This is a genomic window from Kutzneria chonburiensis (genome assembly GCF_028622115.1).
GTDB lineage: Bacteria > Actinomycetota > Actinomycetes > Mycobacteriales > Pseudonocardiaceae > Kutzneria > Kutzneria chonburiensis.
Genome location: NZ_CP097263.1, coordinates 10,204,128 through 10,225,421, shown reverse-complemented (window position 1 = coordinate 10,225,421; position 21,294 = coordinate 10,204,128). Strand labels below are relative to the sequence as shown.

Annotated in this window: 22 protein-coding genes and 1 pseudogene; 11 read left to right on the top strand and 12 right to left on the bottom strand. The window is 69.3% G+C overall.

Annotation, left to right across the window (positions count from 1 at the left end):
• Positions 1-19: 19 nt before the first annotated feature.
• Positions 20-226, bottom strand: a complete 207-nt coding sequence (locus tag M3Q35_RS47550; RefSeq protein WP_273939240.1) for a hypothetical protein — start codon at positions 224-226, stop codon at positions 20-22.
• Positions 223-591 (bottom strand): hypothetical protein, encoded by a 369-nt coding sequence (locus M3Q35_RS47545; RefSeq protein ID WP_273939239.1) that lies wholly within the window; start codon positions 589-591, stop codon positions 223-225. Before M3Q35_RS47545 ends, M3Q35_RS47550 begins: the two co-directional genes overlap by 4 nt.
• A gap of 249 nt (positions 592-840) precedes the next feature.
• On the opposite strand from M3Q35_RS47545, the gene M3Q35_RS47540 reads away from it, so the two are divergent.
• The 8 genes from M3Q35_RS47540 (at position 841) to M3Q35_RS47505 (ending at position 6,764) form a co-directional block, all read left to right on the top strand.
• A complete protein-coding gene (locus M3Q35_RS47540) occupies positions 841-1,056 on the top strand; it encodes a hypothetical protein (protein WP_273939238.1) in 216 nt (71 codons plus the stop codon).
• Positions 1,053-1,652: a DUF6879 family protein gene (locus M3Q35_RS47535; RefSeq protein ID WP_273939237.1), complete on the top strand. Its 600-nt coding sequence runs from the start codon at positions 1,053-1,055 to the stop codon at positions 1,650-1,652. Before M3Q35_RS47540 ends, M3Q35_RS47535 begins: the two co-directional genes overlap by 4 nt.
• Complete coding sequence (locus tag M3Q35_RS47530) at positions 1,588-2,442, top strand: helix-turn-helix domain-containing protein (RefSeq protein WP_273939236.1); 855 nt, start codon at positions 1,588-1,590, stop codon at positions 2,440-2,442. Before M3Q35_RS47535 ends, M3Q35_RS47530 begins: the two co-directional genes overlap by 65 nt.
• A gap of 254 nt (positions 2,443-2,696) precedes the next feature.
• Positions 2,697-3,812, top strand: a complete 1,116-nt coding sequence (locus tag M3Q35_RS47525; protein ID WP_273939235.1) for a glycosyltransferase — start codon at positions 2,697-2,699, stop codon at positions 3,810-3,812.
• Complete coding sequence (locus M3Q35_RS47520) at positions 3,809-4,414, top strand: TetR/AcrR family transcriptional regulator (RefSeq protein ID WP_273939234.1); 606 nt, start codon at positions 3,809-3,811, stop codon at positions 4,412-4,414. The genes M3Q35_RS47525 and M3Q35_RS47520 overlap by 4 nt, the downstream gene beginning before the upstream one ends.
• Before the next feature lie 4 nt (positions 4,415-4,418).
• A complete protein-coding gene (locus M3Q35_RS47515; RefSeq protein WP_273939233.1) occupies positions 4,419-5,069 on the top strand; it encodes a helix-turn-helix transcriptional regulator in 651 nt (216 codons plus the stop codon).
• 20 nt (positions 5,070-5,089) lie between these two features.
• Positions 5,090-6,133 carry a cytochrome P450 gene (locus tag M3Q35_RS47510; RefSeq protein WP_273939232.1) on the top strand — a complete coding sequence of 348 codons (1,044 nt, stop codon included), beginning with the start codon at positions 5,090-5,092 and terminating at the stop codon, positions 6,131-6,133.
• A gap of 10 nt (positions 6,134-6,143) precedes the next feature.
• A complete protein-coding gene (locus M3Q35_RS47505; protein WP_273939231.1) occupies positions 6,144-6,764 on the top strand; it encodes an L-threonylcarbamoyladenylate synthase in 621 nt (206 codons plus the stop codon).
• On the opposite strand, the gene M3Q35_RS47500 is transcribed toward M3Q35_RS47505, so the two are convergent.
• Positions 6,731-7,618 (bottom strand): LysR family transcriptional regulator, encoded by an 888-nt coding sequence (locus M3Q35_RS47500; protein ID WP_273939230.1) that lies wholly within the window; start codon positions 7,616-7,618, stop codon positions 6,731-6,733. The two genes, M3Q35_RS47505 and M3Q35_RS47500, sit on opposite strands and share 34 nt — an antisense overlap.
• A gap of 83 nt (positions 7,619-7,701) precedes the next feature.
• Here M3Q35_RS47500 and M3Q35_RS47495 point away from each other — a divergent pair, with 83 nt between their 5' ends.
• Complete coding sequence (locus M3Q35_RS47495; protein WP_273939228.1) at positions 7,702-8,721, top strand: pyridoxal-phosphate dependent enzyme; 1,020 nt, start codon at positions 7,702-7,704, stop codon at positions 8,719-8,721.
• Positions 8,718-9,818, top strand: a complete 1,101-nt coding sequence (locus tag M3Q35_RS47490; RefSeq protein WP_273939226.1) for a M20/M25/M40 family metallo-hydrolase — start codon at positions 8,718-8,720, stop codon at positions 9,816-9,818. Before M3Q35_RS47495 ends, M3Q35_RS47490 begins: the two co-directional genes overlap by 4 nt.
• 1 nt (position 9,819) lies before the next feature.
• Here the strand turns inward: M3Q35_RS47490 and M3Q35_RS47485 are convergent, their stop codons facing one another.
• Positions 9,820-10,380, bottom strand: coding sequence for a TetR/AcrR family transcriptional regulator (locus tag M3Q35_RS47485; RefSeq protein WP_273939225.1), 561 nt, complete (start codon positions 10,378-10,380; stop codon positions 9,820-9,822).
• A 116-nt stretch (positions 10,381-10,496) separates the two neighbouring features.
• Between M3Q35_RS47485 and trpC the strand changes: the two are divergent.
• Positions 10,497-11,275 (top strand): annotated as a pseudogene (gene trpC, locus M3Q35_RS47480) (indole-3-glycerol phosphate synthase TrpC).
• An 11-nt stretch (positions 11,276-11,286) separates the two neighbouring features.
• Here trpC and M3Q35_RS47475 read toward each other — a convergent pair.
• The 8 genes from M3Q35_RS47475 to M3Q35_RS47440 form a co-directional block, all read right to left on the bottom strand.
• Positions 11,287-12,735 carry an aldehyde dehydrogenase family protein gene (locus M3Q35_RS47475; RefSeq protein WP_273939224.1) on the bottom strand — a complete coding sequence of 483 codons (1,449 nt, stop codon included), beginning with the start codon at positions 12,733-12,735 and terminating at the stop codon, positions 11,287-11,289.
• A gap of 86 nt (positions 12,736-12,821) precedes the next feature.
• Positions 12,822-13,508: a GntR family transcriptional regulator gene (locus M3Q35_RS47470; protein WP_273939222.1), complete on the bottom strand. Its 687-nt coding sequence runs from the start codon at positions 13,506-13,508 to the stop codon at positions 12,822-12,824.
• Between the two features lie 55 nt (positions 13,509-13,563).
• Positions 13,564-14,493 carry an alpha-galactosidase gene (locus M3Q35_RS47465; RefSeq protein WP_273939221.1) on the bottom strand — a complete coding sequence of 310 codons (930 nt, stop codon included), beginning with the start codon at positions 14,491-14,493 and terminating at the stop codon, positions 13,564-13,566.
• On the bottom strand, positions 14,430-15,677 hold the full coding sequence (locus M3Q35_RS47460; protein ID WP_273939220.1) for an alpha-galactosidase: 1,248 nt from the start codon (positions 15,675-15,677) through the stop codon (positions 14,430-14,432). The genes M3Q35_RS47465 and M3Q35_RS47460 overlap by 64 nt, the downstream gene beginning before the upstream one ends.
• A 25-nt stretch (positions 15,678-15,702) precedes the next feature.
• Positions 15,703-17,067: an ABC transporter substrate-binding protein gene (locus M3Q35_RS47455; RefSeq protein ID WP_273939219.1), complete on the bottom strand. Its 1,365-nt coding sequence runs from the start codon at positions 17,065-17,067 to the stop codon at positions 15,703-15,705.
• The gene (locus M3Q35_RS47450) at positions 17,067-18,041 is read right to left on the bottom strand and encodes an acetylxylan esterase (protein WP_273939218.1); all 975 of its coding nucleotides are present in this window, start codon (positions 18,039-18,041) and stop codon (positions 17,067-17,069) included. The genes M3Q35_RS47455 and M3Q35_RS47450 overlap by 1 nt, the downstream gene beginning before the upstream one ends.
• Positions 18,035-20,365 carry a glycosyl hydrolase family 95 catalytic domain-containing protein gene (locus M3Q35_RS47445; RefSeq protein ID WP_273944740.1) on the bottom strand — a complete coding sequence of 777 codons (2,331 nt, stop codon included), beginning with the start codon at positions 20,363-20,365 and terminating at the stop codon, positions 18,035-18,037. The genes M3Q35_RS47450 and M3Q35_RS47445 overlap by 7 nt, the downstream gene beginning before the upstream one ends.
• Before the next feature lie 25 nt (positions 20,366-20,390).
• Positions 20,391-21,287 carry a carbohydrate ABC transporter permease gene (locus tag M3Q35_RS47440; protein ID WP_273939217.1) on the bottom strand — a complete coding sequence of 299 codons (897 nt, stop codon included), beginning with the start codon at positions 21,285-21,287 and terminating at the stop codon, positions 20,391-20,393.
• Positions 21,288-21,294: the final 7 nt, after the last annotated feature.

Genomic DNA, 21,294 nt, shown 5'->3' with positions numbered 1-21,294 from the left:
CGAGGACGTTGGGCTACGGTCACCGTTCGATCGGTGTATTCGTGTGCGCGGCAATCATGTCCATCACCGACTGGTACATCTCTTGCCCATCCCGCTGCCGGACGTCCTTCAGGTAGTCATCCGCGCCGGACACATCACCGGCGGACAGGAACGCCATGGCGAAGTGGAAATGCACCAACGCTCGGTCCGCTCGCTGTTGCTGCTCGGCCCGGCCGGCGGCCGTCACGGTCGCCCGCCGGCCGGCGTATCCACCGGAGGCGGGAACCGTCCGTCCCGAACGAGTGCGCGCGGGCTCTGCGAGGCCGAAGTCGGGACATTCAGATGGAGCAGGCGCTCCAGCCAAGACGGCGGCTGGTGCGGATCGAGGCGCTGCCCCACGTCGCGAAACGACTCGCGCGCCGTCAGGAACGCGGCACACCGGACACAGCGCGGGCCGGACGGGGTTTCCATTGGCGCGAGCGTGATCACGTCGCCGCACACGGCCTCCGGCTCGGGCCGGTTGTCGTGGAACTCCTCATCGGTGACCGCATGATCGACCCTGTCCATACTCGTGAGCCACGTCATGAAGATCCGGTCGGGCCGGGATGTCATGGGGATCTCCTCCGTCGTAAACAGCGCCAGCTCCGGCCACCACCGTGAGCATCGGGGCTGGACCACTCGCACAGCATTGCATGCATCTTCAACGCATAGCACGCATAGATGGCGCATAACCACTCGAATGGGCGCACGTCGTCACGCGCCGAAGCCGCACTGGCCACTCCGGTGCCCTGATCGCTTGGTTGACGATGCGCCATCTATGCGCGAACCATGCATGTGAGCCGCATCGACAAAGGAGACACCGTGAAGATCACGTTCCTCGGCACCACGTCCAGCAAGGGCCAGTGCCCCACCCTGTACGCCACCGACCGTGGCACCTACATCGTCCAGGGCAAGATCGTCACCGACCCTGAGGCGATGACCACCATCCGCGAGACCTACGCCGGACTCGCCGACGACGAAACCGTCGTGGAGATCCCCGCCGACCTGCTCCAGTTCGCACCGAAAGGCACCGAGTGACGAACCTGATCACCGGCGCGGAGTTCGAGCGTCTGTTCGCCACGTTCCAGCACACGGCGTGGCGGTGGGAGGCCCAGGCCAGCTACCACGAGCCGTACGAGCTAGAACCGCTGGAGATGTGGCGACGCGGCAAACCAGACGATCTTGCGTGGATGGCGGACTGGCTGGACGACATCCGCGCCGCGACCGCCGACGGCCGCCTGTTCCAGCGGGTCCGGCTCTACCCGGAACCGCCGACGGAATACCTGCGCTGGCAGGAGAACGTCACACCGGCCAACGTCGAGGCCGGCGAGGACATCCGGATCGTCACCGCGGACCAGGCCGCGGCGCTGGGGCTGCCGGACCATGACTTCTGGCTGTTCGACAACACCCAGCTCGTCCAGATGCATTTCGACGCGTCCGGGTTCGTCGGCGGCGAGATGATCACCGATCCGGGTACGGTTGCCCAGCACCAGGCCTGGCGGGACATCGCGTGGACGCACGCGGTGCCGTACTGGCAGTACCGCGAGATGCATCCAGCCCGAGGAGCACGTGAGCAGCAGCGACCTGGACAAGAAGCGGGCGCGGTTCGGCGAACGCCTCCGCCAGCTCCGTGAGCACGCCGGTTTCCTCACCGGGACGGCGTTCGCCGCGCATCTGGCGTGGCCGCAGTGGCGCGTGTCGCGCCTCGAGACCGGCGCTCAACCAGCCACCGACTCGGACCTGACTGCGTGGCTCGGCGCGGTCAACGCACCCGAGCCGATGGCGGCGGAACTGCGGGGCGAGTTGCTGGAGTTGCGGTTGGCTGCTGCCAGCTGGAAGCGGCAGTTGCGCGCCGGGAACAAACCGCGGCAGGACCACGCGGCATCGATCGAAGCAGCAGCGGCACACATCCGGGCGTTCGAACTCATGGTGGTGCCGGGCTTGGTACAGACGGCCGAGTACGCGGCGCACGTGTTCGCGACGAACGCCGCGTTCTTCGACTCGCCGCCCGACGTGGACGAGTCGGTCCAGGCCCGGATGGAACGCCAGCGGATCCTGTACGACCGATCGAAGGCGATCGAGTTGGTGATGACTGAGGCGGCGTTGCTGTACCCGGTCTGCCCGCCGGAGGTGATGGCCGCCCAGGTGGACCGACTGTTGGCGGTACTCGGGTTGCCGTCGGTGACGCTGGGGATCATCCCGCTCGGCACCAGGCTGCCGGTGGTGCCGACGAACGCGTTCTGGATCATCGACGGCCAGGTGCTGGTTGAGGTCGTCGACACGGAGCTCACGCGCACCGAGCCGGACGACGTCGCGCTCTACGTGAAGATGGCCGACGCGATGCGCTCGGTCGCAGTGACCGGCGACGCGGCTCGGCGGATCTTGACCAGGCTGACGGAACGTCGCCAGGCCGACCGCAACTGAGTGGCCTGTCCCAGCCACGACGACCAGGCACCCGGTGAAGCCGCGAAGATCGCCGGGGGACGAAGACCTAGGGAACCCCATGGACAAGCGGAAGGCGTCAAGCGCGCGGCGCGGGCACAGGACCCAGACACGACGCCCGAGCGGCGCAAGGGGTTCACGTTCCTCTACGTCGACGGCTGACCGATCGGGCAGGAGATGGAGCGCGACGGTCACCAAGCGGGCCATCTATTCATCAGATGTGTAATCTAACGAATATGCGAGTTCTGCTGTCGAGCATTCCTCAGCACGGCCACCTGCTGCCGCTGCTGCCGCTGGCCCGCGCCCTGAAGGCGCAAGGCGACGAAGTGGCGTTCATGACGGGTGAAGGCGTGGCGGGGGTGCTGAAGGAAGAGGGCATCCCGCTGCACGCGGCGGGACCGATGCCGGACGTGCTGGGTGCGGAGACGATCAAGCGCACGGGGGTCAACCCGTTCACGAACCCGACGCCGCAAGGGATCGCGGCGTTCTTCGTGGACGTCCGGATCGAGCTGGGCGCGGAAGCGGCGCTGGCGGCGGGCGCGGCGTTCCGGCCGGACCTGGTGGTCCGCGAACGCTTCGACTACCTGGGCCCACTGGTGGCGGCGGACCGGAACGTGCCGATGGCGACGATGGCGCTCGGCCCGGCGGTCCCGCAGTTCCTGCTCGACGCGCTGGACAACCAGGCGAAAGCGGCCCACGCGGCGCGAAACCTGGCCAACCCCAAGGACACCTGGTTCCTCGACCCCTGCCCACCGTCGCTGCAGGCCGAAGGCTGGCCGCACCCGGAGGGCTGGCGGGCACTGCGCCCGGAGGCGCACCGCGGCGGCGGCACGGAGGTGCCGGCGAACACCTCGTCGCGCCCCCGCGTGCTGGTGACGTTCGGAACGTGGTTCAACCAACCGGAAACACTGACGCCACTGCTCCAAGAGCTGTCCACATTGGACGTCGACATCGTCGCGACGCTGGGCCTGGCCACGGATCCGTCACAGTACGACGTGGACCCGAGCCGGGTGCACTTCGTGGGATTCACGGCGCTGGACGCGCTGCTGAAAGGTGTCGACGTGGTGCTCACGCACGGCGGCGCCGGCACGATGCTGGGCACGCTGTCACGCGGGATCCCGATGGTCGTGGTGCCGGCCGGCGCGGACAACTCCTTCAACGCCGCGCAAATCGCGGCGTCCGGGGCTGGTGTCACGGTGCCGGAGGGGACGCCGGCCAAGGTCGCGGACGCGGTCCGTACAGTGGTGGGCGAGTTCCGCTACCGCGAAGCCGCGGCCTCGCTCGCGAAGGAGATCGCCGCCATGCCCACGCCCGCCGAGGTCGCCGCGGAACTGAGGTCGGCCGCCCGGTGACGACCGGCCGCCGCTACCACTCCCCGCGTCGCGAGCAGGACGCCGCCGAGACCCGGCGGGACATCCTGCGCGCGGCGGCGGAGTTGTTCGCCACCAACGGATACGCCCGCGTCACGGTGGCCGACATCGCCCGCGCGGCCGGCGTCGCGCAGCAGACGGTGTACTCGAGCGCGGGCAGCAAGTCCGACATCCTCGACGAGGTGCTGTCCGAGGCGATCAAGGACTCGGGGGGCGACGCGACGGTGGAGGCGATCCGGCTCGCCGAAGACCTGCCGGCGGCGCTGGGCCTGCTGGCCCGCGGCACGCGACTGGGCAACGAGTCGCAGGCCCAGGCGGTGGACATCATCTTCGCCGCGATGCCGGTGCACGAGAACGCGGCGCAGCTGTGGGCGCTGGCCACCGGGGAATACCGGGAGCGGCTGCTGGACACGGCGAAGGTGCTGCGGGGCAAGGGATTTGTCGAGGACGTCGGGGGCACGGCCGACCTGCTGTGGTTCTACTTCGGCTTTCACGCCTGGCGCTCGCTGGTCAGGGACAACGGCTGGACCTGGGACGACGCCGAAAACTGGCTCGCACGGCAGGCACTGGCCGCCCTAGGCTGACCGTGTGTCGGGGAACGCTCTGGTAGCGGGGTGCTGGATCGATTCAGCACCCCTGCCACTGCCGTACCCGGCGGTCGACCTGCTGGTGTTCGCCGACGGATCACTGTGGCTCGCCGGCCCCGAAGTCAGCGTCCGGTCGGGACCGCTGCCGCCGGGCGGTCTGGTCGGACTGCGTCTCCGGCCTGGAGCTTGCCGGTCGCTCGGGCTGGCCGCCGATGAAGTTCCGTTGGGCGGCATGCCTTTCGGCCAGATCGACCCCGGGTCCGCACAGTCCCGCACGAAGTCGGCGTTCGACTTCCTCAGTCGGTTCTCCCTACGTGACAACGACTTTGCCGTTCAGCGGGCCGTCGACATCCTGCATGACGACCCGGCGGCGCGAATTGATGATCTCGCCGCGGCAGTTGGTCTGTCGGAGCGGCAGCTACGACGGCGGTTCTCGGTCGCCGTTGGCCTGCGTCCCAAGGCATACGGGCGGGTCGTTCGCCTGCACGCCGCGCTGACCCTGGCCGCGGCCAACGCGAAGCCGCCATGGGCGGACATCGCGCAGCAGTGCGGCTTCTACGACCAGCCACACCTGATCGCCGAGTTCCGGGCCGCCACGGGTCAGTCACCGGCCGCGCTGCATGGCCGTTTTCTCCAATCCCGATCGGCCTGAACCGGCCAGACTGCTGAACCATGTTCGTCCGAAGCCACGCCCTCGTCGACGAGGTGCTCACTACCCACGATCTGTTCTCGTCCGACGAGATCCGTTACAGCGCAAGCGAAATACCGCACCGTGACAACCCGGTGCTGCACAGCATGTCGGCCATGGACCCGCCCCGGCACCACGAGCTGCGGCGCATGGTCAGCCGCGCCTTCACGCCAAGAACGGTCGACGCCCTGACCCCGGCCATCGAGGCCCGCGCCGCCGGCCTGCTGGACCGGCTGACGCCGGCGTCGGACTTCATCACCGAGTTCGCCCATCCGCTGCCGCTCGCCACCTTGGCCGCACTGCTCGGTGTGGCCGACGAAGCCGATTTCGTGCGCTGGACCGACGCGATCACCACGTTCTTCGGCCAGCCCGAGGCCCGGCCGGCCTTCGAGCAAGCCGTCACGGAGCTGCGCGAGTACCTGCGCACCGTGCCGGCGACCGACGGCATCGTCGCCGGGCTGCGGGAAAGCGGTCTCACCACCGACGAGATCGTCAACCTCGCGGGGCTGCTGCTGATCAACGGCCACGAGACGACGAAGACACTGCTGGTCAACATGGTGCTGTGCCTGGCCGAGAACCGATCAGCACTGGCCGCGCTGCGCCAGGATCCGGCGCTCGTATCGTCCACGATCGAGGAAGTGCTCAGGCTAATGCCTCCAGCCGGCGGAACCGACCGGTTCAGCACACGCGCCGGCATGCTCGGCGGCGAGACTTTCGAGAAGGGCCAACGGATCGTCGTCTCCATGGCCGCCGCCAACCGCGACCCGGCCGTGTTCCCGGACCCTGATGGGTTCGACACCGCCCGCTCCCCCAACCCGCACCTGTCCTTCGGCCACGGCATCCACTTCTGCCTCGGCGCGCACCTCGCCCGCCGCCAGGTCACCGTCGCGCTGACCGCCATGCTGGCCCGGTTTCCCGGCCCCTGGACCGTGGAAGACCTGGTCACGCGGCGCAGTCCGGTCGGGACGGACGTGCTCGCGCTGCGCCTGGTGTGGTCCGCTGAGCGCGACTCGGCGGTGCCCACCTAGGATCGTCGCCATGGCCAGGTACTTCGACGTGCATCCGGCGAATCCGCAGAAGCGGTCCATCGGCCAGGTGATCGACATTCTGCGCGAGGACGGGCTGATCGCCTACCCGACGGACTCGTGCTTCGCGCTCGGCTGCCAGCTCGGCAACCGCGAGGGCCTCGACCGCATCCGGTCCATCCGCCACCTCGACGACCGGCACCACTTCACGCTGGTCTGCCGCGACTTCGCGCAGCTCGGGCAGCTGGTGATCGTGGACAACGCGGTGTTCCGGGCGATCAAGGCCAGCACGCCGGGCAGCTACACGTTCATCCTGCCGGCGACCAAGGAGGTGCCGCGCCGGCTGATGCACCCGAAGAAGAAGACGGTCGGCGTGCGCATCCCCGAGCACGTGGTCACCCAGACCCTGCTGGCCGAGCTGGGCGAGCCGCTGGTGTCCAGCACGCTGCTGCTGCCCGACCAGGAGGAGCCGCTGACCCAGGGCTGGGAGATCAAGGAGCTGCTCGACCACACCGTGGACGCGGTGATCGACTCCGGCGACTGCGGCACCGAGCCCACCACCGTGATCGACTTCTCGGACGGCACGCCGGAGATCGTCCGCTACGGCGCCGGCGACCCGACCCGGTTCGAGTAGACCCGGCGCAGACCGGCCCGCACCGCCACGATTCCCGGCCGCTGGCGGGTGCCCTCCCGTGCGCACGTGTAGATCCGGCGGTGGCCCAGCTCGTCCCCCGGCGGCGGGCCGTCGGCCCAGACCAGGTCGGGCAGGATCGCCACGGCGTTGCCGGTCTCGACCAGGCGGATGTGCGTGACGATGTCCGTGGAGTCGAAGGCCACGTCCGGCTCGAAACCGGCCGAGCGGCACAGCGCCCGGGCCCAGCGGCCGCTCTCGGTGTCGGCCGGTTCGAGGATCCAGCGCTGGTCGGCCAGCTGGGCCAGGCCGCGGCCGGTCAACGACGGCGGCACGGCCAGACGCATGGCGTCGGGGCCGAGGTCCAGGCGATCGAACCCGGGCAGCCGAGGCAGCGGGTAGCCGGGGTACTCCTCGGCCAGCACCAGGTCGCAGCCGCCGGCGGTCAGCAGCGACAGCGCCCGGTCGGGCTCCAGCTGGACGGCATCAAGTCTCAGTTTCGGTGCGTCCCGCGCAAGCAACTCCAACAGTGGTGGCATCAGCGAGAGCATCGCGGTCTGGAACGCGGCCAGTCGAACGACGCCGGTCGGGGCGGTCAAGGACGCCTCGATCTCGGCCTCGGCCTGCTCCAGCCGGTCGAGCACGGCCTCGGCGTGGCCGACCAGGATCAGCGCCTGCGGGGTGAGCCGCACGCCGCGGCCGACCCGTTCCAGCAACGGCGCACCGGCCTCCTTCTCCAGCAGCGCGAGCTGCTGCGACACCGCTGAGCTGCTGTAACCGAGCGCGGCCGCGACAGCGGCGAGGGTGCCGCGGGTGTGCAGCTCCTTGAGCAGACGCAGCCGGTGCAAGTCGAGCATGCCACCAATGGTAAGAGAATATGGACTGTCATCGCCAAAAATGTGCTCTTTTCCTTCACGGTCACGGCCCGCAGACTGGTCCTATGACCGTCTACCGACGACCGGAAGCCCGCCGGTGGCGCTGCCCGGCGCCGACGACGAGCCCGTGGGCCTTCCACCAGGGCCTGCCGGGCTACGCGCCGACGCCGCTGATCGACGTGCCGAAGCTGGCGGCCGAGCTGGGCGTGGCCCAGGTGCTGGTGAAGGACGAGTCCGCGCGGCTGGGGCTGCCGGCGTTCAAGGTGCTGGGTGCGGCCTGGGGCATCCGGCACGCCTTGGTCGGGCCCGACGGGCCTGACACCCTCGACGGGCTGCGCGCGTACGTCGCCGGCCGCACGATCCGGCTGACCACCGCGACCGACGGCAACCACGGCCGGGCGGTGGCGCATTTCGCCCGCCTGCTGGGGATTTCCGCCATGGTGTTCGTGCCGGCGGCCGTCGGGCAGCCCGCCGTGGACGCGATCACGGGCGAGGGCGCTGAAGTCGTGCGCGTCGAGGCTTCGTACGACGAGGCCTGTCGCATTGCCGCGGCGGCCGACGGAATTCTGGTGCAGGACACGGCATGGGACGGCTACGAGGACATCCCGGCGGCCATCGTCGACGGGTATTCCACGCTGTTCCGGGAGATCGACGTCTCGCCCGCGCTGGTCGCGGTGCCGATGGGCGTCGGATCCCTGGCCCAGGCGGCGGTTCGGCACTATCGCAGCACTCCCGGCGACGTGTCGCTGCTCGGCGTCGAGCCGACCAGGGCGGCCTGCGTACTGTCCAGTTTGGACGCCGGCGAGCTGGTGTCGATCGACACCTCGGCCACCGTGATGGCCGGACTGAACTGCGGAACTCCATCCAGCACAGCATTTCCCGACCTGCTCGCCGGTCTCGACGCCGCCGTCGCGGTGACCGACGAGGACACCGAGCAGGCGGTTGCCGACCTGGCTACTCTCGGCGTGAACGCCGGCCCGTGCGGCGCGGCCACGTTGGCCGGTGTCCGCGCCGTCCGACCCGTCCTGGACATCCCGTCCGACGGCATCATCGTCTTGATCAGCACGGAAGGACGCCACGCGTGACCGTCGACGAGTTGCTGAAGCGGTTGGTGGACATCGACTCCGTCAACCCGTCGCTGGTGCCGGGCGCGGCCGGCGAGCGGGAGATCGCCGACTTCGTCGCCGCATGGGCCCTCGACGCGGGCTTGGACGTCGAGATATTGGAGGGCACTCCCGGCCGGCCGAGCGTGATCGTCCGGACGACGCGTGGCGGCCCCGGCAAGCGGCTGATGTTATGCGGCCACCTGGACACCGTTGGCTTCGGCGACTCCAAAGAGTCCTATGTAGACGGCGATCGCCTCTACGGCCGCGGCGCGTACGACATGAAGGCCGGGCTGGCCGCCGCCTTGGTCGCCTGTCGTGACGCCAATGTGGACACGTTGGCCGGCGAGGTCGTCGTCGCCTGCGTGGCCGACGAGGAGTACGCCAGCCTCGGCGTACAGGAGGTACTCACCGCGCTCAGCGCCGACGCTGCGATCGTGTGCGAGCCGACGGAGTCGACTGTTGCCGTGGCGCACAAGGGTTTCGTCTGGACGGAGATCGAGGTCGTCGGCCAGGCCGCGCACGGTTCCCGACCGCACCTCGGCGTGGACGCGATCATGCGCACCGGCCCCGTGCTGGTCGCCCTCGACCGGCTCAACGACGCGCTGCGTGGCCGTCAGCATCCCCGGCTCGGCCCCGGCACCCTGCACGCTTCGCTGATCACCGGCGGCCGTGAGGAATCCACCGTGCCCGACCGCTGCGTGCTCACCATCGAGCGGCGGACCCTGCCCGGCGAGTCCGTGGCCGACGTCGAACGCGGTGTCGCCGAGCTGCTGGCCGCCTGCCAGGCCGAAGACTCTTCCCTGGTGGCGGATTCCCGCACCACCATGTCGCGGGAGCCGTTCGAGACCGCCGACGACAGCGCCATCGTCGCCGTGCTGGCCGAGGTCAGCGGGGCCGAGATCGCCGGCGTCAGCTACTGGGCCGACTCCGCGTTCATCTCGGCCGCCGGCATCCCGACCGTCCTTTTCGGACCGGCCGGCGACGGCGCCCATGCCGCCGTCGAGTGGGTCAGCATCTCGGACACGATCCGCTGCGCCGAGACGCTCACCGCTGCGGCCCTGCGCTTCTGCCGCTGATCTACGCCAACAACCCGGTGAGCGCGGCGGCCGCGATGGCGTCGGCTTCGGCGACGGTCAGCGGGGCATGGCCGGTCAGCAGGCGGAAGATCAACGGGCCGAACAGCAGGTCGATGGCGGTCTCGACGGTCACCGAGGACTTGACCTCGCCGCGAGCCAACGCCCGGTCCCACAGCACGGCGACGGCCTGCCGACGGCCGTCGAGGAAGAACTGGCGGAAGAAGGGGGCCGCCTCGGGGTCGGCGACGGTGGCGGCGAGGAGCTGGGCGAAGACCAGGCCGTGCCGGCCGGCGTAGAAGGCGCTGACTCGTCGGACCTGCTCGGCGAGGTCGTCACGGGCGTTCCCGGTGTCGGGCAACGGCATGGCGTCGGCCATCCGCCGGCCGAAGGCCTCGGCGGCGACGGCGGTGCGGTTGGGCCAGTGCTTGTAGATGGTGGCCTTGGACACGCCGGAACGGGCACTGATGGCGTCGACGGTGGCTGCCGGCAGGCCGCCCTCGTCGAGCAGCGCGATGGTGGCCGCAAGCACGTCGTTGTGCGCGCGGACACTGCGCGGATTCACGGGGCGACCGCCGCGAACTCCTCGTTGGTCAGAGAGATCACGCCGCCGCCCTAAGTGAACTGTACGTTCAGTTTAGATAAGCCCGATCGCACGCGTCAACCGATAGGCTGCACGGCATGACGACGGTGCTCGACGGAATCGTGGACGGCGTGCTCGAGGACCTGGCGGCCCGCCAGCGCGAGGTCCCGCTGGCCGAGCTGAAGGCCAGGGTGGCCGACACGCCGCCCGCGCTCGACCCGCTGCCCGGGTTCCGCGCCGACGGCGTGTCGATCATCGCCGAGGTCAAGCGCCGCAGCCCCAGCAAGGGCGCGCTGGCCGACATCCCGGACCCGGCGAAGCTGGCCGCCGAGTACGCCGCGGGCGGCGCCGCCGCGATCAGCGTGCTGACCGAGCGCCGCCGCTTCGGCGGTTCGCTGGCGGACCTCGACGCCGTTCGGGCCGAGGTGGCGGTTCCGTTGCTGCGCAAGGACTTCATCGTCACGCCGTACCAGCTGTGGGAGGCCCGTGCGCACGGCGCCGACCTCGCGCTCCTGATGGTCGTCTCACTGGAGGGCGGTCTACTGGCCGAGCTGCACGGGCTGGCCCGCGAGCTCGGCCTCACGCCGCTGGTCGAGACCCACACCGAGGCCGAGATCGCCCGTGCCGCCGAGGTCGGCGCCGAGGTCATCGGCGTCAACGCCCGTGACCTGACCACGCTCCAGGTCGACAACTCGGTGTTCGCCAAGCTCTCCCCCTCATCCCCGCCGGCGCCGTCCGCGTCGCCGAGTCCGGCGTCGCCGGCCCCGAGGACGTCGCCGCCTACCGCCGCGACGGCGCCGACGTCGTCCTGGTCGGCGAGGCGCTGGTGAAGTCCGGCGACCCCCGCGACTCGATCACCAAATTCCGCGCGGTCTAAGGCTGACGAGTTCAGCCGATGGGCAGGTCGCGCTGGCCGCTCTCGACGTTCACCCAGACCAGGTCGGTGAAGTCGGACAAGGAGTAGGTGCCGGTGCGGCCCCAACCGCTGTCGCGGACGCCGCCGATGGGGGCCTGGACCTCCTCGTCGATGGTGGGGATGTTGACGTGCACGGCACCGGCCTTGACCTTGGCGGCGAGCTCGAAGCCGCGATAGGTGTTGCCGGTGAGGATGGACGAGGTGAGCCCGTAGAGCGAGCGGTTGATCTGCTCGACGGCCTCCTCGGCGGTGTCGACCGGCTGCACGATGACCACGGGCCCGAAAGTCTCCACTGTGGACACTGCGCAGGAGTCGGGGACGTCGACCAGGATGGTGGGCTCGTAGATCTTGCCGTCGAAAGCGGCTCCGGTAAGCGCTTTCGCGCCGGCGGCGAGGGCCTCGGTGACGCGGGAGTGGACGGACTGCACGGCGGCGTCGGTGATCAAGGGGCCGATCACGGTCGACGGGTCGGCGGGGTTGCCGAGCTTCAAGTCCCGTGTCTTGGCGACGAAACGCTCGAGGAACTGGTCGAAAATGCCGCGCTGTACGTAGATCTTGCGGGCGTTCATGCAGATCTGGCCCTGGTGGAAGAAAGCACTGAAGGTGGCGCAGCGCACGGCGTAGTCGAGGTCGACGTCGTCGAGCACGATCATCGGGTTGTAGCCGCCGAGCTCCATCACGGTCCGCTTCAACGCCCGCCCGGCCCGCTCGGACAGCATGCGGGCGGTCTGCACGCTGCCGATGAAGTTGATGCAGCGCACATCGGGGTTCTCGAAGAACTCGTCGGCGATGGGTGCGGCCTCGCCGGGCGCGTGCGTGACGACATTGACCACGCCAGGCGGAAAACCGGCCGCCTCGCAGATCTCGGCGACGATCAGGCCGGCCGACACCGGGGCCAGTTCGGACGGCTTGACGACCACGGTGTTGCCGGCGGCCAACGGCTGCAACACGGCCCGCCACGACAGGATGTTCGCCCCGTTCCACGGCGTGAAGCTGGCAACAACGCCGAGCGGCCGCCGGACCACGGTCGAATGCGTGCCGGGATGGTCGGAGTGCAGCACCTCGCCGGCCGGCTGGTACACCCATTGCGCGGCCTGCAACAGGGTCTGCTTGACCAGGTTCTGCTGGAAGTTGGCGAAGTAGCTGCCGGAACCGGTCTCACGGGCCAGCAGGTCGGCGATCTCCTCGCGGCGGGCCTCGACGATCTCGGCGGCTCGCAGGAACAACGCGGCCTTGGCCGCCGGCCCAAGCGCGGCCCACGAGTCGAAAGCGGCGGCGGCCGCGTCGACGGCAGCCTTGGCATCGGCCCGGCCACACGCGGCGACCCGGGCGAACAGGGTGCCTGAATACGGCTCGCGCACCTCGAAAGTCGAGGAGTGCTCAGCCCAGATCCCGTTGCGGTAGTGGCGGTATTCGGTCATGCCGACCACGATGGCGGCGCGGCGAACCCACGGTCAACGGATGTTCGACAGTATGCGAACAAAGCATGACGGCCATGCGCCGACGGTCACATCTTGACCAGCAGCCGGTCCCGCGCCGTCTCCAGGTGGCCGATCATCGCCTTGCGGGCCTGCGCGGGCTTGCCGGCGATCATCGCGTCCACGATCTCGCGGTGCTCGGCCAGCGCGGCGACGCCCGAGGTCTGGTTGTACGTCAACCGGAAGAAGTGCAGGTGGCAGTGCGTGCGTTCGAACGCCGCCTCCACCGCCTCGTTGCCGGCGATGTGCAGGATCAACTGGTGCAACCGCTGGTCGTGGGCGGACAGCGCCTTGTAGTCCTCATAGCTGTCGTCGTCCGGCGCGACCGGGCAGCTGGCCATCTCGGCCTGGAGGGCGGCGGCCCAGCGATCGGTCATGACCGACGCCGCCTTGGCCGCGCTCGGCGGCTCGAGCAGCAGCCGCAGGCCGTACATGTCCTCGACCTCGTCCCGGGTCAGCAGCTCGGTGACCCGGTAGCCGCGCAGCGGCAGGCGCACGACCAGCCCCTCGGACTCCAGTCGCGCCAACGCTTCCCGCACTGGCGTGCCCGACACGTCGAGCTCCCGCGCCACCTCGTCGATGTTGACCCGGTCGCCGGGCGCGATGCCGTCGTTCATGATCAGCGTCCGGATCTGCTCGTAGACGCCGTCCGCGAGCACCTGCCGGCCCTTGAGCGCCGACAGGCGCGGACCACCACCATTGGTATTCACCCGCACCACATCCTCCCCGAATAGCGTACCGGATCTGTGGTGGATCATGCACGATCGACGATTACCTCCAACAGTAACGCCTGGCCGGGATCGAGGGTCGGCATCGCCACACCCGCGTCCACGAGCACCGAACCCGGCGCCCGCACCCAGCCGTCGATCGCCGCCGTGACCCATTCCGGGGCCCTGACCTGGCGCATTGACGGCAGGCCGAGCTCGGCTCGGATCCGCAGCCGGTAGTCGCGCGCCCGCGACAGACCGGGCAGCCGGACCCGCCACGATTGTCCCGCAGGCGAGGTGGAAATCCGGGCGAGGCTGAACAATCCATGCTCATTAGAAATGACACCGTGGAAAAAAGTCCGTCGTCGGGCAGCTCGGCCCGCACCACCCGACCCGAATGCAGTAGCGGCCGCAGCTCCTTGTACATCGCCGCCCAGGCCGTCAGCTTGTCGATCTCCGCAGGTGAGCACGCGGTCAGGTCCTGCTCGATGCCGGCGTGGCCGAACAGCGCGGTGGCCAGACGGAACGAGTCGTCGGTGCGCCGTCCGGTCGTATGGCTACGTTCCGGGCCCACGTGCGAGCCGATCAGCTCGGGCGGCAGCAGCTGCCCGGTCCAGCGCTGGATCGACTGCCGCTCAACGGGGTCGTTGCAGTCCGAGGCCCACACCCGGTCGGTACGGGTCAGGATGCCCAGGTCGACCCGGCCGCCGCCGCTGGCGCAGGACTCGATCTCCAGGCCGGGGTGCCGGACCTTGAGCTCGTCGATCAGCCGGTACAGCGCGAGGGTCTGGTTGTGCACGACCGGCCGGCCGGTGTGGTCGACGGCCTCGTGCAGGTCGCGGTTGTGATCCCACTTGATGTAGTCGATGCCGTACTCGGCGACCAGGGCGTCGATCGAGGTCAGCAGGTACGTCCACGCCTCGGGATTGGTCAGGTCGACGACGTACTGGTTGCGTGACGGCGGACCAGGCTCCCCGGCACGCCCAGCACCCACTCCGGGTGCTGCCGGGCGAGGTCGGAGTCGAGGTTGACCATCTCCGGCTCGAACCACAGGCCGAATTGCATGCCGAGGCCTTTGACGTGCTCGACGAACGGCGTAAGCCCCTGCGGCCACACGGTTTTGTCGACCTGCCAGTCGCCGAGCCCGGCGTTGTCGGCACGGCGACCCCGGAACCAGCCGTCGTCCAGCACGACCCGTTCGACGCCGACCTTGGCCGCCGCGTCGGCCAGCGCCAGCAGCCGGTCCAGGTCGTGGTTGAAGTAGACCGCTTCCCACGTGTTGAGAACAAGCGGCCTCGGGGAGCGGGGCCGCTTGCGCTGCAAGGCGTGGAACCGGGCGGCCAGGCCGTCCAGGCCCTCATCGGACCAGGCGAAGTACGAGATCGGGGTTTCGTAGCGTTCACCGCCACCAAGTCGGAGTTCGCCCGCCCGCAGCAGCTCACCGCCGCCCAGCACCGGCGGCGTCTCCGGCAGCTGCTCGACCACGTAGCGCTGATCACCGCTCCACGCCACGTGCAGGGCCCACACTTCGCCGTCTCCGAAGGAGAAGCCGGGCGCACCGACCGTCATCAGGAACGGCGAATCCTGCCCGGGCTTGCCACGCCGCGACTCCCGGACGTGCGCGCCGTGGCCGAGCCGGGTCCGCTGCGGCGACCGCTCGCGGCACCACTTCCCGGTGAAGTCCAGGACCTCGACGGCCTGGCTCGGCAACGGCAGCAGGATGGAGACGCTGGCGACCTCATAGGGCTCTGCATCAATTGCTTCTGGGGCAGCCAGCGTTGCCTGTGCGGACAGCACACCGCTGCTGTCCATGGTGTACGTCAAGGTGATGCGCAGGCCGGTGATCTCGTCGGCCAGCACGAGCTCCAGCCGGTTGTCGGCCAGCGAGTGCTCGACCAGCCGTGGCCGTGGCGTGGTGGCGATGCCGCCGCGGTGGCCTTCCAGCGCCGGCGTGCCGGCCCAGCCCTCGAACTCCGTGGGCCACACCGAACACCGGCGTGGCACGTCCACGGAGTTGTTGAGCACGGCCGGTTCGCCGACGAAGGCCAGCGCCGCCAGACCTGTCTCGTCCAGCTCGCCGAGGTCGCGACCCCAGTGCACGACCACCGGGACGGGCGTCGCGGCCAGGTCGACCACGAATCCCGTGCCCGCCGCGCGAAGCTGAGCGAACCGGCCCATGCACGTCACCCCTTGTCAGTGTGAATCAGTTCTGCTTGTTGAGGATGTCCTTGGCCTTCTGCGTCATCTCGGGGAACACGTCGTCCCCGCGGCTGCCGCTGAAGTAGCCCTCGAACAGCGGCTCCAGCGTCTGCTGGAGGTCGGCGCCGTTGGCGTAGGCCGGCGCGCCGTAGAGCGTGCCGTCCTTGAGCGCCTTGGTGAACACGGACAGGTCGACGCCCTGCTTGGCCACCGCGGCGGCGGCCGAGTCCATCGCCGCCGGGATGGACGGGAAGAACGAACCGGAGGCGCCGGCCGTCGCCTGGCACTCCTCGGAACCCATGTACGAGACCCATTTCCAGGTCAGGTCGGGGTTCTTGGTGCCGGCCCAGATGTTGTTGCCGTTGGAGTTGGACAGATCCGACCGGGTCTTGCCGTCCGGGCCGAGCACGGTCGGTGCAATGCCAACCTTGACGCCGGGCAGCTTGGCGAAGGTCGCCGCCTCCCACGAGCCCGCGGTCTCCATGGCGATCTTGTTGGTGCCCATCAGGTCCACGTCGCTGATGGTGGCGGTGCCGCCGCCAGCGCTGAACGAGTTGATCTTCGGCGCGAAGCCGCGGTCGGTCAGCGACTTGATGTACTTCATGGTCTTCACGAAGTTCGGGTCGTCGTAGTTGAACTTGGTCGGCCACTGCGGCTTGTCGCCCTGCCGCCAGCCGGTGGTGGCCAGGAAGGAGTTCCAGGTGGTCTGGCCGATGAAGTCCTTGGCCGCCAACTGGCCCATGCCGTAGGTGGCGACGTGGTTCTTGTCGAAGCCGGCCTCGTCACCGCGCTTGCCGGCGGCGTCAACGGTCAGGTGGGCCACCATCTTGTCGAAGGTGCCGCCGTTGTCCGGGTTCCAGTTCAGGTTCTCGACGTCCTTGGCCGTGTAGCCGGCCTTCGTGATCGCGTCGGTGTTGTAGAAGATCGCCGCGGCGGCCCAGTCCAGTGGCAGCGCGTACTGCTTGCCGTCGGTGAACTTCCAGGCGCCGGTGCCGACCGAGAACTTCTTCAGGTCGAAGTTGGTCTTGGTGATCAGATCGTCCAGTGGCAGCAGCTGGTGCTGCGAGGCGTAGGCCTGGAAGAACTGCACCGAGTTCTGGAACGCGTCCGGCGCGGTGCCGGCCACGAAGCCGGCGGTCAGCTTGGTGAAGTAGTCGTCGACCGCGTACTGCGAGATCTTCACGGTGACGCCGGGATTGGCCTTCTCGAAGGCGGTCGCGCACGACTGGTAGGCGGCGGCCTGCTTGTCGTCCCAGGTCCACCAGTTGACCGTGCCGGAGGCCGAGCCGGAACCCGAACTGCTGCCGCAGGCCGACAGGGCGACGACGGACGCGGACGCCAGCGCGGCCGCGAGCAGCTTTTTCATCATCAGCTATTCCTCGTTTCGGTGGGACGGCCCGGGTGCAGGAGCTCGGCGAACGCGGACAGGGCGATCGCCAGGTCCTCGGCGCCACCTGCCTCGTGTCCGTTGTGCTCCCACAGCCGGAGCTGCTTGGGTCCCCAGTACTCGTGGTAGGCGCCGAAAACCGCTTGCGCCGGCACGACATCGTCGAGCTGGCCGGCCGAGAACCACGCCGGCGCCTGTGCCCGGCGGGCGAAGGCGATGGCGTCGAAGTAGGCCAGCGTCCGCCACACCCGGTCCACGCTGTTCCGGTGGATGGCCAGATACTTGGTGATCTCCTCGTACGGAAAGGTGCGCACCGTGCGGGTCGACTGCTGGATATCGGCCAGGAACGGGGCCTGAAAGTGACCCGCGGCGATGTCCGGCACCAGCCCGGCGGTGGCCAGCGCGATGCCGGCGCCCTGGCTGTTGCCGATCACCGCGACCCGTTCCGGGTCGACGAAGTCGAAGTGCCGCAAGGTGTCCACGGCCCGCACGGCGTCGGTGTAAACGCGGCGGTAGAAGTACTCGTCGCGGTTCTCGATGCCACGGGTGAGAAAACCCGGGTAGGCCGGGCCGCTGCCGACCGGGTCGGGCGTGTCGCCGCCGGCCCAGTCGCCGCCCTGCCCACGCACGTCCATGAACAGGTGGGCGTAGCCGGCCGACGACCACAGGAGGTCTTCGACCGCCGCGCCACGACCGCTGGAGTAGCCGTGAAATTGCACTACTGCCGGCAGCTTTCCGTTGCGTTGTTTGGGCAGTCGCAGCCAGGCGCGGATCGGGTGGCCGCCGAAACCCGGGTACGTCACGTCGAACACGTCGACCGTGACCAGGTGGGTCTCGACCGGCGTCACCTTGACGTCAAGGGGAAACTGCCGGGCCTGCGCCAAGGTCGAGGTCCAGAAGTCGTCGAAGTCTTCCGGTTCCTTGTAGGCGCTGCGGTATTCCCACACCTCTAGCACGCCAGCCGCCTCTCCTCGCCGACCGCGAGCGTGAACTCCTCGCGCCTGCCGAGGAATGCGACCTTGACCGTCCGCAGTGGATCGCCGCTCAGCCGGCGAATGCTCAGTGCGGCCAGGGATCCGTCCCGCCAGGTGATGTCGGCGGCCACGCCGCCCCGGCAGCGCACGCCGGTCAGCGCGCCGCTGGGCCAGCTGGCTGGCAGTGCCGGCAGCACGCGGATCACGTCGTTGTGGCTCTGTACCAGCATTTCCGCGATGCCGGCCGGGAAGCCGTAGTTGCCGTCGATCTGGAACGGCGGGTGCGAGCTGAACAGATTCGGCAGCAGGCCGCCCCACTGCGAGCCGTCGGTCGGGGCGTTGACATCCCAGTCGAAGCCCAGCGGCCGGGTGGCCTCCAGCAGCAGCGACCGGGCGGTCTCGCCGTCGCCGAGCCGGGCCCGCAGCGCGATCTTCCACGCCCACGACCAGCCCATGGCTCCGTTGCCGCGGCGGTCCATCAAGTTCACCGCCGCCTCGGCCAGCTCCGGCGTCGCCTCGGAATCGATCTGCCCCAACGGATACACCGACACCAGCGGAGACATGTGCCGGTGCTTGGGGTCTTCCTCCGGCACGTCCTCGACCCACTCCTGGATCCAGCCGCCCTCGGCGACGGCTATGGGCCGCAACCGCGGCAGCGCCTTCTCGATCTCGGCCAGCACCGGGTCGTCGAGGCCGGCCAGCCGGGCCGTGTCCAGGCAGCGGGTGAACACGGACCGGATCAACGCGATGTCCATTGTGGACGACCAGGACAGCGACTGCGGGGTGCCGTCGACCAGGAACCAGTTCTCCGGCGAGGTGGACGGGATGGTGTCCAGCCAGCCGTCGCCCTCCACCAGCCAGTCGAGGCAGAATTCGGCGCAGCCCCGCAGCAATGGCCAAGCCCGGTCGCGCAGGAAGTCGATATCGCCGGTGAATTCGTAGTGGTCCCAGGCGTGGTGGACTAGCCACGCGCCGCCCATCTGCCAGATCGCCCACGACGGCGCGCCGTGGCCCATGCCGACCGGCAGCGCCCAGCCCCACATGTCGGTGTTGTGGTGGGTGACCCAGCCGCGCGCGCCGTAGAGGTGTTGCGCGACCTCGGATCCGTTGGCTGCCAGCTTGTCCAGCAGGTCGATGAGCGGCAGGTGGCATTCGGCCAGCCCGGTCACCTCGGCCGGCCAGTAGTTCATCTGGGTGTTGATGTTGACCGTGTAGTTGGACGACCAGGCCGGCCGCAGCTCGTCGTTCCACACGCCCTGGAGGTTGGCCGGTGGGCCGCTGCCCGGGCGGGAGGACGAGGCCAGCAGGTACCGGCCGTATTGGAACATCACGGTCGCGGTGAGCTGTTCGTCCCGTCCGGAGAGTACGTCTTCGGCGGCGATCGGGCCGTTGACCTGACGGCCGATACGCAGCGAGGTGCCGCCCAGCAACGCTCGCAGGTCGGCGTCGTGTTCGCGCAGCAAGGTTTCGGCGCCCTTGGCCAACGCGACGGAGGCCGCTTCAGCGGCGGCGTTCAGGTGCTCGGTGCGGGTCCTCGGCGCGCGGCCGTCCCAGAAGTCCCGAGCCGCGGTCGAAGTGGCGAGCACGAGCAGCGTGCGGGTCGAGCCGGTGACCGTCAGCTTGCTGGCCGTGGTGGACACATGGCCGTCGGTGTCGATCCGGACGACCAGCGCGCCGAACGGGTCATAGTCGTCAAGCGCGCCGACGGCGTAGCGCAGCGGTTCCTTGACTTCCGGCTCGTGCTGCGGAGCACCGTCGACCGGGATCTCCACTCCAAGCTCGAAACCGTTGCTCCGAAAGAGCTTGTGGACCGTGTGCAGCGGGGAGTCGAGCTCCAGCTTGACATCCGTACGCCCGGTGATGCTGACGCAGAGCACGCCGGCCGGGTGGCTGGCCCAGACCGAGCGCTCCACCTCATGGCCGTCGACGGTCAGGAACTCGTGCGCGACACCGTTGTCCAGGTTGAGGGTCCTGGTGTGCAGGCTGCCCTCGCCCAGCGTCAGCCAGAGGTCCGCGAACGGCAGGAACTCCTGGCTGTACGGGCCCTCGAACGACATCAGCAGCAGGTCCGCGGTCCGGTAGTCGCCGGCCCGGATGGCGCGGCGCACCTCGTCGAGCCGCGCCGGACCAGCGCCGGTGGCCAGCACGTCGGCCAGACTGTCGGCCGGACCGTGCGGCGTGCCGGACCACACCGTGGAATCGTTGATCTGCAAGCGGGTTCGTCCCGGGCCACCGAACACCATGGCGCCGAGCCGGCCGTTGCCCACCGGCGCCGCCTCGATCCACTCCCCGCCGGGCGCGGCCAGGACAGCACCAAATCGTCGTGTCTCATCACTTGATCCCGGTGAAGCCGATGGAGTTGACGATGCGCCGGCCGAACACCACGAACAGCAGCAGCATCGGCAGCGCGGCGATCAACGTGGCCGCCATCAGGCCGGCCCAGTCGACGGCCGTGTTGGGCGAGGCCTGCTTGAACACCGCCAGCGCCAGGGTCAGCGGCCGCACGCTCTCGTCGCTGGTCACCATCAGCGGCCAGAAATAGTCGTTCCAGGTGTTGATGAACGTCAGCAGGCACAGCGTGGCGATCGGCGCCGCGCACATCGGCAGCACGATCCGGAAGAACACCCGCAGCGGGCCGGCGCCGTCGATGGTCGCCGCCTCCTCGACCTCGCTGGACAGGCCGAGCATGAACTGCCGCAGGAAGAAGATGTTGAACGCGGAGAAGAACGCGCCGGGCAGGATCATGCCGGCGAAGCTGTTGGTCAGGCCCAGGTTCTTCACCGTGACGAAGTTCGGGATCAGGGTGAAGATCGCCGGCACCATCAAGGCGCACAACAGGATCGAGAACACGACCTCGCGTCCGCGCCAGCGCAGCCGGGAGAAGGCATAGGCGGCGGTGGCCGAGCAGAACACCACCAGCGCGGTCTGCACGCCGGCGTAGATCACCGAGTTTCGCAGGTACAGCGCGGTGTTCAGGGACGCGCCGGAGCCGCCCTCGGCCTGCGCCTCGGCCACCGTGGCCAACCCGAGCGCCCGCTTGAACGCGCCGAGCGTGAAGTCCACGGGGAGCAGGGAGCCGGCGTCGGTGTGCAGGGCGAAGTTGTTGGACAGCGCGGTGCGCAGGATCCAGTAGAACGGGAACAGCGTGATCAGCACGATCACGGCCAGGTAGATCCAGGCCAGCACCCGACCGACCGAGGGTCGGGCGGTGACGGAACGGGTCGCCACGGCGGCA

Excerpts from the sequence above, each read along its gene's own strand:
- M3Q35_RS47545 (WP_273939239.1), bottom strand. The coding sequence starts at position 591 with ATGACATCCCGGCCCGACCGGATCTTCATGACGTGGCTCACGAGTATG.
- M3Q35_RS47525 (WP_273939235.1), top strand. The coding sequence starts at position 2,697 with ATGCGAGTTCTGCTGTCGAGCATTCCTCAGCACGGCCACCTGCTGCCG.
- M3Q35_RS47510 (WP_273939232.1), top strand. The coding sequence starts at position 5,090 with ATGTTCGTCCGAAGCCACGCCCTCGTCGACGAGGTGCTCACTACCCAC.
- M3Q35_RS47505 (WP_273939231.1), top strand. The coding sequence starts at position 6,144 with ATGGCCAGGTACTTCGACGTGCATCCGGCGAATCCGCAGAAGCGGTCC.
- M3Q35_RS47500 (WP_273939230.1), bottom strand. The coding sequence starts at position 7,618 with ATGCTCGACTTGCACCGGCTGCGTCTGCTCAAGGAGCTGCACACCCGC.
- M3Q35_RS47495 (WP_273939228.1), top strand. The coding sequence starts at position 7,702 with ATGACCGTCTACCGACGACCGGAAGCCCGCCGGTGGCGCTGCCCGGCG.
- M3Q35_RS47475 (WP_273939224.1), bottom strand. The coding sequence starts at position 12,735 with ATGACCGAATACCGCCACTACCGCAACGGGATCTGGGCTGAGCACTCC.
- M3Q35_RS47460 (WP_273939220.1), bottom strand. The coding sequence starts at position 15,677 with ATGGGCCGGTTCGCTCAGCTTCGCGCGGCGGGCACGGGATTCGTGGTC.
- M3Q35_RS47455 (WP_273939219.1), bottom strand. The coding sequence starts at position 17,067 with ATGATGAAAAAGCTGCTCGCGGCCGCGCTGGCGTCCGCGTCCGTCGTC.